We start from the raw sequence: 12,817 nt of genomic DNA on the forward strand, positions 1-12,817 counted from the left end.
AGCTCACCGCTGCACACGCAGGACCACCTTTCCCGTCATCCCCAGCTCGAGTTCCTCACTACGACCTTTCGCAAGCGTGTTGACGTCCTCCCCGGGCTTCCACGCTTTGGAAAGGACGTGGAGGCGCTGAGAGCCTGCGGGCAGATTGATAAGGAGGGCACGCCCTTCGGCATTCGTAGTCACGTCGTAGGAGCGCCACCTGTTCTTGAAGGGGTCCCAATCGGGCATTGGGTTGAGCGGAGCACTCAGTATCTCGTCCAGTCGGGGGCCATCGATGTTCAGGTAGCCATTGCCCTGGCCCTCCCAGGTGAGATTGGGTGAGGCGGTCACCAGCACACCTGGGAGTGGCCGGCCATCTTTTCCCAGCACCAGTACCTCGCAGGAGGCCGTGGGTGCCATGGGAATGACGACCTCGTCAGGCACAGGCATGGTGAGTGTCAGGGGACGCACGGTATTCCAGGAGTTGGGATCATAGGTGTGCATCCAGCCCTCTGCCAGCACGACTGCGCGAACCTCGCCGGGTGGCAGCGAGGTGAAGTCAAACGTTCCATCCTCACGCACTTCCTGCCAGTCACGGATTGAAATGAGAGCGTTCTCATTTCCTTTCACATGATTCACCACGCACACGCCGATGCGTGTGTTCTTCACCGGGCGGGGAAGCTGCGAGTCGAGGCGGCCCTTGAGTCGCTGGCCCGGCTCCAGCTCCAGGGTGCAATCAACCGGCTTGTCGTTCGCTACTATCACGTTCACCGGCTTGCTGTAGAGCAGGCTGCCTTCGTCAGATTTCCACAGGGCTTGTACCAGCAGCGGACCTTCGCGCAGGGAGCGGTTCACATAGGTCCCATCCGCCCCACGGATGAATCCCTTGTCTGCATCCGAACTCTCCTTGGTGCTGGTGATGTACAAGCGATCGCTATCCACGGGCTTGCCGTTCCAGGTCACCTTCGCGATGACTGTACCCGCTTTGCGCAGGGAAAAGGGGGAGTTCACATTTGCCCTGGCAAAGAACGCGTAGTCCCCCAGATAGCCGTCGCGCAGGACAAGGAGCTGCAACTCGGTGAGGGTGTTCCCGTCGGTGGTCTTCGCTGAACATTCCATCTCGGCAACGCCACGGGCATCGGTGAGCACCGGCTCTCGCGAGAGATCTGGCAGGGCGTGTTTCAGATTTATCCAGGTACCGGAGTCTTCCTTCACACGAAATGCTTGCGGCCTGAGGCTGACCCCCTGCAGGGGTTTGCCTTCCGTGTCAGTCACCGTGATGCGGAAGCGGGCGCGGCCTTCCGGTGTCTGGAGCTTGGTCTCGGAAGAGGCGTGGTCCAACAGCACGATATCGCCAAGGTCACGCCGCTTTTCCTTGAGCGTGGCACCGCGTGGCACCTCCGGCAGGGTCAGCAGTGGCGACCTCACCGTGAAGTTTAGCTTGTCCTTGTCCCAAAGCTGGATGCGATATTCGCCCGGAGTAAGCGGCCCGGCCTCAAAGGTCCCGTCACTGCGCACGTTCGCCGTGTTGAACTCGCTGTGACTTCCTGGGCTGGTCGTCCGTTCCTTGGATATGAGGAAAGAGTTGGGCAGGCGCCGATTGATGAAGGGGCCGCTTTCCGTGACGAAGCGTCCCGTCACGGTCCATGATTTTTCCGCCATGGGGGTGAGGTCGAAGTGCGTGGTCTCCCCAGCGCGCGTCACTTTGAATTCGAATTCTCCCATGCGTTGCGAGTAGGTGCTGCGATAGCTGTTTGCCGGTAAGAGCTCGGCGAAATGGGCCTGCTTGGCCGGGAACACTCGCGGCATGACAATCTTCCCCTCCGCATCGGAGGTGGCTCTGAACCGCACACCCACATAATGCTGGCCCGGCAGCGCCATGCTACCCTGGTATTCATATTCCACACCCGCGACGGGCTTGCCGTCATCCTGCACGGTGCCTTCTGCGCGGGCCCAATGTCCCAGTTTCCATCCCGTGCCCCGGGGCATGTCTGACCAGAGTGCAGAGGCGAATCCTGATTCATGCACCACCAGGAGCACGGTGTCATCGGTACTTGAGGGCAGGGCGCAGACCCCATTCTCATCCGCTTCGACACTGGCTTCGAGAGGCTCCCTGGAGCCGACCGCGTTGATGTTGACGCGAGTGCTCAAATCCTCGATCGAGAATCCCTGTGTGCGCAGCAGAGCATAGACAAACGCCCTGGCGGCAGGACGTCCATCCGGCTGCAGGATTTGCACTGTAAGAGCCTTCACGGGCCGCAGCTTCACTTCCTCGATGGTCTTGTCGTTTTTGCTGTCCAGCACGCGAGTGACGAATGGCGTGTATCCTTCGGAGGTGATGCGGTACACCACGAGTTCGTTTTCCTCGTGCAGAGTATCTTCCAGCATGCCATGCGCGTCTGCCTTCAGTGGAGGATTCGGCGGCCATGTGGTCCTTGTGTCCTCATCATCACGTGTGCGGGGAAAGGCCTGCCCGCGCTCCACGGTGCAGTCTGGCACCAGCTTGCCCGTGGTGGCATCCACGATTCTGATTTTGATCGTGATCTGGTGCCGTGGCTGAAGCGTGACGGTGACCTCGGTCTCGTCTTCCTTCACCGGCACCTTCTGGTCCTGGTAAGCGTCGTGAGAAACGTTGGCAGAGACATCACGCCGCGGTGTCTGATCCCACGTGTACTTGCCCTCTTTATCCACCGTGCCCCAGACGATGCTGCCACCACCGAGATCCTCATGCGTGCTGCCTTTAAGCTCTACGTGGGCTTCCGGCACGGGCTGGCCCTTGCCATCCACCACACGCACGGTGAGCTTCTTCGCAGGCTCCAGTTGGTAATTCCACGTGCCGCTCTCCGTGATTTCCTCCCGCTTCATCCACACAGCGCAATCCTTCGCTTCAATGCGCATGCGGCAGAGTCCGGCGCGGGCGTGCTTCAGCTCATAGTAACCCTCTGCGTCCGTGGTCGTGGTAGGGTCCGCGATGTTCCGCTCTCGAAAGCCACGATAAATTTTCGCACCCGCCACGGGCTTGCCGTTGGCATCCGTGACGCGGCCTTTCATCACCAGACCCTTCTCCATGATGAGCACCGCCTTGCCCTGGCGGAAGTCGGCTGTCTGCGGGCGGGGGGAGGGGACACCGTAGTAGAGATCCAGCGAGAGATAGTCGGGATGCGAAGCGGTGACCATGAATTCTGGCCTCTTCTCGCGGCCAGCCGAGCCTGTAGCTAGTTCCGCGTTCGCAGGGATGCCCTTCATCAGCCAGCGACCTTCCGCATCGGAGGTCACGACTACAGGAGTTTGGTAGCCTTCGGGCTTTCTGAAGATATCGACGTTCACCTTGGCGCCTGCCACGAGCTTGCCATCTTCATCCACGACGATTCCGCCGATATCTTTGGCGGCCATGTCCTTCCTTGGCGGTGGTACCGGGAAGGTGGTGCCTGCCTTCAGCACCACCTTGTTTTCCTCAGCGATGAAGAAGCCGGGCGTGGCCAGGTCTGCGGGTTTGGGTTTGCTCGTGGGAGTGGTCGTGTTTTGTTTCTCGGGAGCGTCGGCTTTCGCAGAGCTGGCCGTGGAGGTGCTCTTCCTGTCTGTTGCGTTGGTATTCTCCTCCGGGGGTGCCTGCGTCATGCCCGTGACAATCATCGCGGCGACACATCCGATGCCCACCAGCACCGACCAACGCGAGGCGCGGCGGTACGTGGTGATGGCACGAATGCGTGTGCGCAGGCTGCTGCCGCTCTCCGCAGCACCGATGACGGAGGGCGCGAGGAAGAAGAGCCAGCCCATCCAGGAACAACGCGCCGCGAGATCGATGAGCACTTCACCATAGCGCCGCGTCTCACTGCTGCCCGAACGCTCCAGCACCCATGCATCCGTCGCTTCCTCCGCCTCGGCACGGAACTGGCGGTGTGCGTACCAGAGGAGGGGATTGAACCAGTGCAGTCCCAGGAACACGGAAGACAGCACCTGGAGCATCACATCCATGCGCTGGGTGTGACCCAGCTCATGCAGCAGGAGCAGGCGCACCTTCTCCTCAGGCAGCGCATGCACTGCCTCTGCCGGAAGCAGAATCACCGGCCGCCACAAGCCGCAGATCGCGGGAGTGTGCAGCTTCTCCGTCACGCGGAGTTTTACGCGACTCTTCGTTCCTGCCTGGGCCTGAACCTCTGCCAGCATGCGGGTGAGACTTTCCGTTGCTGGTGTGGAAGTTCGCAACACGCGATGCCGGAAGCGCAACCATCCCACGATCAGGCATGCCCACCATGCGATCGCACCTGTCAGCCACAGTCCTGCGGCAATGAGCATCCATGGGACGATGGTTGGTGGTGCCAGAGTCTCCTTTGAAAGCACCGGGGCCGCAGAGCTTTCCATGAGGGTGGGCTGCGACGCGGCAGAGGATGGCACCTCGGACGCCTCCGACGATGTGGGGGGCATCACGTGATGAGATGATGTGATAGCCGGCTTTGCCGTGTCCGGTGCGGACGAGATTTCCTGTCCTGGTTCCAGCGCAACTTGCCGGTGAACATGCTCCAATTGCGCCTGATCGGGCCAGGATGGCAGCGCCCAACGGAACTCACCCAAATTCTCTGGACTCATCAGTCGGAGGAAGACGAGAAGCCACAGGCCATGCCGCCAACCTGCCGGAATCCAGCGTCGTAGACACAGGCAGAGGAGTCCAATGATCACCGCCATCAGGGCGGCCTTGCTTGACACGCTGAGGACAGTGAGGAAGACGTTTTCGAGAATCGGTGTCATGACCGTGAATGATGAAATCGTTGGTGTGATGGAAGATGATGTCAGGACTGCCGGCCCTTCTCCTTCTTCTCCGTCGCCTCATCCAGCATGGCCCGGAGCTCGGAGAGTTCCTTCCTGGAGAGCTTCTGGTGCTCCAGGCAGTGGGCCACCATGGGCAGCAGCGCGCCTTGAAAGAGACGGTCCAGGAATCCACGCGTCTCCTGGGCGATGCAGCGTTCCCTGTCTACCGCAGGCGCGTAGAGCCAGCGCTTCGCTCCGCCCTCCACAGAGATGGCACCCTTGTCGATGAGACGGCGCAGCAGGGTCATGGTAGTGGCCCGTTTCCATCCCTGGCTTTTCGCGAGCGCTTCGCAGAGGTCCGGGGAACTCTGGGGAGCATTCTCCCAGAGAAGTTTCATCACGGCCCACTCCGCGGTGGAGATGGAAATGGGATCAGGCGCGTGAGGTGTGCGGGGTGGAGGAGATGATTTTTTCACAGCCATGTCCAAACATGGCACATTCCGTTTACAAACGTCAACGTAAAATGTTTACGGGTGTAAACGGATAGGGCGGGTATGTGCTGAAAAGATACTGCGAATGAGCCGAAGGCCTTGGACTGCGTGCAGCCTGCTGCCGCTTTCCTAAAGTGCAGCCTGCTGCACACTGCACCGCGACGAAGTCGCCAAATGTCTCTCTGGGGATGCGACCTTGTGAGCAAGTGTCGCGATCGCCGCAGCAGGCTGCGGACTCTCAAAGCGGCAGCAGGCTGCACGCAGTCCAAGGACGCTACGCGTCAGCATCCTTCAGTTTCGAAGTGTGAGAGCGCATCACCGCTGCTCTCTCAGCAAATAGTGCCTCGGCCTGTCATGCTTCTGTTTCGGCGTGAGGGGTGGCAGCTTCGGACGCAGCGTGGCTTGGGAAGCGATGAGGTGCTTTTCCAGTTCCACCTTGGCGGCTTCTTGCAAGTCACTCCATCGCGGCCAGTCATGCGCGGGTGCGCGGGTGATATGGCGCAGCAAACTGAGCCACTCGATATACGCGCGGCTCAGGTCACCCTCCGCCACTTCGCGGCCGCCGCCCTTGGCTTTCGTATTCGTCGCGTTCGCAATCGCCGTGGCTGAGATGCCCGCGATCAAACCCAGCAACTCCGCCGTGCCTTCGCCATAACCGAGCGGCAATCCGGCTTCGAGATAACCGTGGTGATTCACAAACCCATAGGTCGCGCGGCACACGGCGGCGAGGCGTTCGCTGCTGCCGCCTTCAGGCAAATCAAAATGCACATCACTGCGCAGGTTCGCGGTGTGCAGGATGAGTTCGTTGACGGGATAGCTCTCGTCCTCCAGCGCTGCTGCGATAGCGAGTCCTTCGCCGTGTTGGAAGAAGCTGAAGATGATGCCGCGTCGCGTCGGCGCGCCATCACTCTCCACCAGTCCGAGCGAGCGCCAAGCATGCACCGGGGTGCCGGGACGCGCGTTTAGTAGACCTTCGAGGCCAGTACCCGTGAGAGCGGTATCGGTGGCACGCTCCACCGTGCGTACCTCGGCATTGGCAACCCACTTGCCACTCGCGTCTTGTGTCGCTTCTACCAGCAGCGGGGCAAAGTCGAACTGCGCATAGAGCAGTCCTTCCTTCTCGACGACAGCAAGGAAGCTCGCGCCTTCGAAGTGCGGCAGCAGTTTCGGGATGGCCACGCTCTGTACCTTCTCCATCGTGACCACTTCGATGTGGCGCGGAATCTTCAACAGCTTGCGCAGGTGATGCGTGGGCGTGATGTACATCGTTTCCGTGTGCACCTCTGCCGAGGCGTCCGGCGCGCCCGCTGGCACATGCTCCACCCGGCCCAGCGCGAGCTCTTTTCCATAGAGCTGTGAGCCGTCACGCTTCGTGAGCTTGAATACACGACCGAGTCCGTTTGCCAGTCCTTGAACGAAACGTGCATCCGCCAGCGCAGGTCCGTGAAATGCTTCCACCGAGCGCGTGGCTTCTCCCAAGGAGACTTGCGCGGTCTTGTTCGTCTTCCATTCCTCCCACACGCCGGCGCTGTTGCGCAGTTCCTTGCGTGTGCCCTTCAGGCCGAACATCGACTCGCCTGTCTTGCCACCGGGTTGGGATCCCGAGGTCTCCTCCAGGCCGAGCTCCGGGGGTGTCTTGGCAAAGAGTCGCTGTGCAAATTCCTTTGCTGCGGTGAACGGCTCACGGCCATCGAGCGCTGCGCGGCGCATCACGCGGAGGAAGAGTGGCCAGGAGAGCTTGCTGCCACGCCGCAGCGTGGCCGGGCGAGCATCCATGAGCGAGGGACTGTCACGCGAGGTGATGACATAGCCGCGCTCATCCAATCCACGACGACCCGCACGTCCAAACATCTGCAGGAGATCATCTCCCGTGAGTTGCTGTTCCGTCAGGCCATCATGAAACTGCGTGGAGGACACATGCACACTGCGCACGCTGAAGTTGATGCCTGCGGCGAGGCCCATGGTGCTTACGATCACACGAAGCTGCCCCGCCTTCGCCAGCGGTTCCACCAGGCCCGCGCGCACAGCGTATGCGAGACCACTGTGGTGATAGGCCACACGCTTTTCCAGCAGCGCGGTGATATCCTTTCCTGCGAGTGCACGCTGCTCCGTGGTAAGGTTCAGCGGTTCACCGGGCGGCAGGGCATCGGCAATCTTCTTTGCGATGCTCTCCGAGTCACGACGGCGCGGCGCGAAGATGAGCAGCGGAGCAAGGTCACCTGCCAATGCCGCAGCGGCAAGGCGTGGCCACCAGCCTTCGATGTTGCGACGTTGTGGGAGCGTCTCCACCGGCACCTCGTCCAGCGGCACGGGACGGTCACGCGTGGCCACTACTTCCACCTGTCTGCCGAGTCGCTGCATCCATTCCGCGAGGTCATTCGGATTCGCCACGCTGCCACTCAGCAGCAGCAGTTGCGTGCCTGGCGGTGTCAGCACAATCGCGCCTTCATAGTGACTGCCACGCGCGACATCCGCGATCATTTGATACTCATCCATCACCAGCAGCGCGGGACCTTCGCCCATGAGCAGCCGCTCAATCTGCGTCTCCAGCGTGGCCACCAGCACCGGGGCATGCACATTGACAGAGAGGTCACCTGTCGCCAGGCCGACCCTCCATCCGGCATCCGTCCACTCGGCGAATTTGTCATTTGCCAGCGCACGCGTGGGCACGGTGTACACCATCTGCCGCTTGAAATGCTGCGCCTGCACGAGGAGCTCGAAGATGAAAGTCTTCCCCGCGCCGGTGGGTGCGCTCACAATCACGTCCTTGCCCGCACGCAGGTGATTCACCGCGGCATGCTGCCACAAGTCGGGCAGCTTCAGTTGATGAGTAAGACCTTCGAGATTCAAGGATCAAACGTTCCACAATGCAGGTCAGGGAGTCAACCCGAGGATGGGTTGCGACTCTCGAAGATATCAGCACATCTCCGCTTACTCCTTGCGGAAGCACAGGCGAAAGGCGGCCACCGCGCCAGCCACCATCAGCACCGCCGTGCCTATGGAGACACCCGCGTGAGGCCAGATGCCCCAGGTCTGCGATTTGAGGAGCTGAGGAACCAGATTGGTTGCCACGCACACCACGAGCAGCACGACGAAGAACCACCTCGTGCGTGAGAGAAGCGTGGCATCGGTGTGCTGTCCGACCGATTTCACGGCCATGCGCGCTGCCCAGAACGTCCCGAAGAACGCCACGATCCACGATACAGCCCGCACCAGGCCAAAGAGCAGAGCCTCGGATTTCATCGTGTACTGAAGAGATGTTGGTTACCTTGCGACATCGCCGCCATCCTTACCACTGCTCCCATTTCGTGCCAATTTTCTTGAGGCCTGCCTTTGCGTTGTTTTGAGGTGCTGGGTGTTGCGAGCAGAATGAAATTAGCCGCAAAAAGACGCAAAAAACTCAAGAGGGTTGAATGCTGGGTGGCACTACGTTCATGGGGATGGCAGCGTCCCAAGACGGGTAGGAAAACCCGCCAACCACTGTCCGGTCAGGAGATCCGACTTCCTGGTGCATCTGCGTCCTTTGTTGCTTTGTCCCTTTGCGATTAATCGGAAACGTCCGGACAATGAGCTACCTCACGAGGCGTCACTCACCGTCCCACTGTCGCACCGCTTACCGTCGTACCGGCCCCCTACCACTTGATCCCAATCTTCTTGAACCCCGCCTTCATGTCCGCTTCGAGCTGCGCCGGCGTGCGGCCGTCCATGAGGATCTGCAGTTGTTCAAAGCCGAAGTCCTCATTCTGCTTGAAGGCTGGGGGCGTGACCTGGTTGGAATTCCACGAGTAGCGGCCGGTTTCCTTGTCCACTTTCACGAGCGGATTGGCAAAGAAGGCGTTCCATGCTTCGCGAGCTTCCGCGATCTTGTCGAGGTACTTCAGGAAGCGTGTGCCCTTGCCGTCGCCATCGAGGTGGCAGAAGTAGTAGACCATCACGCACGAGGCGTAGTAGAGGCGGAATTGCGCGAGGCCGCCGCTGTCCGCCTGCGCACGCCACTCGTCGCCCTTCATCATCAGGTGACCGGCCACATTGATGTCCGCCAGGCCCACGCCGCGTTCCTCGGCATGCTGCAGGTATTCCTTGAAGCCGCTCTCATGCGCGGCTGCGCGGAAGCGGCCTGCCTTGTAGGGCAGCATTTCCGTGTACTCCGCCGTACCTTCAATGACCCACGTGGGCAGGAAGGCGAGGTAGTCATGCATCAACTGGTGCGTGATCTCGTGGATGATGGTGTCATTCGAGTAGCCATCATCCTTCGCCCAGGTCTTGCCCAGCAGCTTGAGTCCCAGACTCTGGAAGGGAATGCGGAAGGTGCGGTCGCGCGACATGTACACGCCCCCGGAATTTTCCGGGCCGCCGTCCGCGATGTAGCTCTGGCGGCTGGCGAAGAACTTCGCCTGGAAGCGGCCCACATCCACCGGCGGCTTCGGGTCGATGGCCCACGGCAGTGTCTGCAGCAGGGTGCGGGTCGCTTCGAACGTGCGCGCGATTTCCTTCATCACGCTGCCCGCGAGCTTCTCCTCCGAGTGGAAGGAGAAAGCCTCCGACTGGTACACGCAGTTCTTCTCCTCCGGCTTCTCCGAGACCACGGCGATTTCAATGGAGCGCGCGGGCACTTCCACTTCCTTGGGCCACACGCGTTTCTCGATGGGCAGGCGTGCGGTCACTCCGGCGGGAGTCGCAGGCACACTGCCTCCCGGAGCGGGAGCAGGGGCGGGCGTGGAGGCCGTGTTCTTTTTGAGAAAATCCTGGTCTGCGGGCGAGAGCTTCGAAATGGGGAATTTGATGGTCTGTCCGCCGGACATGAGGAAGTGCACCTGGTCACCCTCGATGCCCGCCAGCGAGGCCTGCATGGTGCGGCCCTGGGCATCTGTCCACGTCCGCATCTCAGCGGGCGCGGCTGCCGAAGCCTCAGGAGCAAGACTGCACCATCCGACTCCGAGGCAAAACGCCAGGGCGGCAGCGGGGCGGGTGAGGGAAGTGGGAAGCATATAAATGTATTACAGGAACACGGCGCAAAGCGTCAATCCTTCCAGCCGAATTGCGGAGAAAACGGATACGAACCCAAGATTCCCACGGGTGTGTAGCCGTTGTTTCTTGACCCCGGGGGATGTCCAGCAAACGTACCCACCCCATGCTTTCCTTCGACCCCGCCCGTGTCCAGACTCCCGCCTATGTGGTGGATCTTGCCCTGCTGAAAAAGAACCTGGAACTGCTCGCCCACGTGCAGCTCGAGGCCGGGTGCAAGGTGCTGCTGGCGTTGAAGGGCTTTTCCATGTTCTCCACCTTCCCGCTGGTGCGCCAATATCTGAGCGGCTGCTGCGCGAGCGGTTTGAATGAGGCGCTGCTGGCACACCATGAATTTGGCAAGGAGGTGCACGTGTACTGCCCCGCCTTCAAGGAGGAGGAGATGCAGCAGATTATCCCCATCGCCTGCCACATCAGCTTCAACTCCGTGCAGCAGTGGAAAAAATTCCGCCCCATGATCGAGGCCGCCGGAAGGGACGCACCCAGCCCCGGCCTGCGCGTGAATCCCGAGAAGTCCACCGTGGAAGTGGCGCTGTATGACCCGTGCTCACCCGGCTGCCGCCTCGGCACCCGCTCGGTGGAGATCAAGGACGGTGACCTCGAAGGGCTCGAGGGCCTTCATTTCCACGCCCTCTGTGAGCAGGGGTCGGATGCGCTGGAGCTTGTCATCAGAGCAGTGGAAGAGCGTTTTCCGAAATTCCTCAAGCAGGTGAAGTGGGTGAACATGGGCGGCGGCCATCACATCACGAAGCCGGGTTATGACGTGGAGCGTCTCATCCGCCTCGTGCGTGAGTTCCGTGAGCGTCATGACGTGGAAGTTTACCTCGAGCCCGGCGAAGCCATCGCGCTGAACACCGGCTACCTCGTCGCCTCTGTGCTGGATCTCGTGGGCGAACCCGGCGCGCAGACGGCCATTCTCGATGTCTCCGCGACCTGCCACATGCCGGACACGCTGGAGATGCCGTACCGTCCCATGATCATCGGCAGCGGCCAGCCTGGTGAACTCGCGCACACTTACAAGCTGGGTGGCACCTCCTGCCTCGCGGGGGATGTGATCAACGAATACTCCTTCGCCGAGCCGCTGGAGCCAGGGCGCAAGCTGGTCTTCACGGACATGGCGCACTACACCATGGTGAAGACCACCACCTTCAACGGCGTGCCGCATCCGGACATCGACACCTACGATCCCGTCACGGATGAACTCCGCGTGGTGCGCCGCTTCGGCTACGAGGACTTCCGCAACAAGCTCTCGTAAAACCACGGCGATTGCTCCCGTAGGTGAAGGGAATGATCAGCCTGCTCAAAAAGCTCTTCGGCTCCACGGCGCCCCGCCAGGAGGGGAAGCCCTTCATGGAGCATCCCGATGGGACGTTCGACAACGCGATCGCGGCGATGGAGGACGCCATCCACCGCTTGCGCAGCCTCCCGGAGTGGACGCGGTGGATCACCTTCTGCGCCCAGGGGCAGGGCGCGCGACCGGAAGCTTATGCCATGGCTGAGGTGCGCATGCGTGGCGGCACACTGGAGATCCTGAGCGAGAAGCCACTCGAGTCACCCGGCGCGTTTGATCTTTCACCCGTGACAGGCCCAAGTGAGCAGGACCATGCGCCAGGCGGGGGGCACGTCTACGCCCTCGGGGACATGACCCCACTGGAAACGGCGAGAATGCTCGACAGCATCTTCCGGCGACACTTCCAAATCCGTCCTTTCCCCGATGAGGAAGACGATTACGCCGTGGGCGCGGAGTGGTGAGAGGGTGGGCGCGTGTGGTGCACGCCAGCCTGTCGTGTCATATCACGACCTCACGGGGCGACACATCCTGTGCCGCCCCATGATTCATCAAGGCGGTGGTGGCGGTGGCGGCGGTGGTGGTGGCGGAACTGTGGACATGATGTGTTCAGTTCGGGTTGCAGTGCCATTCCCAATTTTCTGCAAAGGGCCTCATCCCCATGCAGCACGCGTGTATTCTGAGGGTTCTGCCCCACGCCGCAATTCTTTTCCCAGAGGCATCATCAAGATGAGAATTGTCTTATGGGCAAAATGTTGCGGTATGCCTACGGGGACTTCCGCGACGCCCCTCCGGAAGCACGAGGCGTGGCCGCGGGCTCGAGATCCAGATAGGGAGGAGGCGCACGGGGAGGGAGACTGGGGGGAGGTTTGATACCGAGGGGGCGCCCCAGTTTCTTTTCCATTCTCTCCTGCACCTCTTTTATCTGGGCGCGCGCTTCCTCTATCTTGCGTGCCGTCTCCTCCGCACGCATCGTGGTCGGGTTGCGCTTGTATCCCCACAGTCCAGTGTAGCCCTCGAGCGGCTTCTTCAGGATGGTGTCGCTGTCCAGCACGCGGTTGTAGGGGGTGCAATAGGTTTGCACCCACTGTGGCACCTTTCTGGAGTACTTGAGATCCTGGGGATGCCATTTGATGCTCGCGCATCGCAGTACTGCCGGCACGCTGAGCACATACAGGAGTGGAGGGAGAAGCAGCGCACCCAGGCACCACATCAGGACATGGGAACGTGAAGAGGACGTGCTGCTCATGGCCGGACCGGTGCATCCGCTCCTTGCTTGATGGCACTG

General features: G+C 61.1%; 8 protein-coding genes. 2 read left to right on the plus strand and 6 right to left on the minus strand.

The features are described 5' to 3' along the window. Positions 1 to 3: 3 nt before the first annotated feature. The 5 genes from G5S37_RS09350 to G5S37_RS09370 all read right to left on the minus strand — a co-directional run bounded on the left by G5S37_RS09350 (position 4) and on the right by G5S37_RS09370 (position 10,204). Positions 4 to 4,725 carry a M56 family metallopeptidase gene (locus G5S37_RS09350; protein ID WP_343229915.1) on the minus strand — a complete coding sequence of 1,574 codons (4,722 nt, stop codon included), beginning with the start codon at positions 4,723 to 4,725 and terminating at the stop codon, positions 4 to 6. A 41-nt stretch (positions 4,726 to 4,766) separates the two neighbouring features. Then, the gene (locus G5S37_RS09355) at positions 4,767 to 5,207 is read right to left on the minus strand and encodes a BlaI/MecI/CopY family transcriptional regulator (RefSeq protein ID WP_276617031.1); all 441 of its coding nucleotides are present in this window, start codon (positions 5,205 to 5,207) and stop codon (positions 4,767 to 4,769) included. A 324-nt stretch (positions 5,208 to 5,531) separates the two neighbouring features. Further along, positions 5,532 to 8,066 (minus strand): DEAD/DEAH box helicase, encoded by a 2,535-nt coding sequence (locus G5S37_RS09360; protein ID WP_165203017.1) that lies wholly within the window; start codon positions 8,064 to 8,066, stop codon positions 5,532 to 5,534. An 81-nt stretch (positions 8,067 to 8,147) separates the two neighbouring features. Further along, complete coding sequence (locus G5S37_RS09365) at positions 8,148 to 8,459, minus strand: hypothetical protein (protein ID WP_165203019.1); 312 nt, start codon at positions 8,457 to 8,459, stop codon at positions 8,148 to 8,150. 389 nt (positions 8,460 to 8,848) lie between these two features. Next, on the minus strand, positions 8,849 to 10,204 hold the full coding sequence (locus G5S37_RS09370; RefSeq protein ID WP_165203021.1) for an SHD1 domain-containing protein: 1,356 nt from the start codon (positions 10,202 to 10,204) through the stop codon (positions 8,849 to 8,851). A gap of 143 nt (positions 10,205 to 10,347) precedes the next feature. Here G5S37_RS09370 and nspC point away from each other — a divergent pair, with 143 nt between their 5' ends. Together nspC and G5S37_RS09380 are read left to right on the plus strand one after the other, a co-directional pair. After that, entirely contained in the window at positions 10,348 to 11,496 is a 1,149-nt protein-coding gene (nspC, locus tag G5S37_RS09375; RefSeq protein WP_165211478.1) for a carboxynorspermidine decarboxylase, read from the plus strand. A gap of 32 nt (positions 11,497 to 11,528) precedes the next feature. Next, positions 11,529 to 11,993 carry a hypothetical protein gene (locus G5S37_RS09380; RefSeq protein WP_165203023.1) on the plus strand — a complete coding sequence of 155 codons (465 nt, stop codon included), beginning with the start codon at positions 11,529 to 11,531 and terminating at the stop codon, positions 11,991 to 11,993. Positions 11,994 to 12,295: 302 nt separating this feature from the next. Here the strand turns inward: G5S37_RS09380 and G5S37_RS09385 are convergent, their stop codons facing one another. Then, complete coding sequence (locus tag G5S37_RS09385) at positions 12,296 to 12,778, minus strand: hypothetical protein (RefSeq protein ID WP_165203025.1); 483 nt, start codon at positions 12,776 to 12,778, stop codon at positions 12,296 to 12,298. Positions 12,779 to 12,817: the final 39 nt, after the last annotated feature.

The organism is Roseimicrobium sp. ORNL1 (assembly GCF_011044495.1).
Lineage (GTDB): Bacteria > Verrucomicrobiota > Verrucomicrobiia > Verrucomicrobiales > Verrucomicrobiaceae > Roseimicrobium.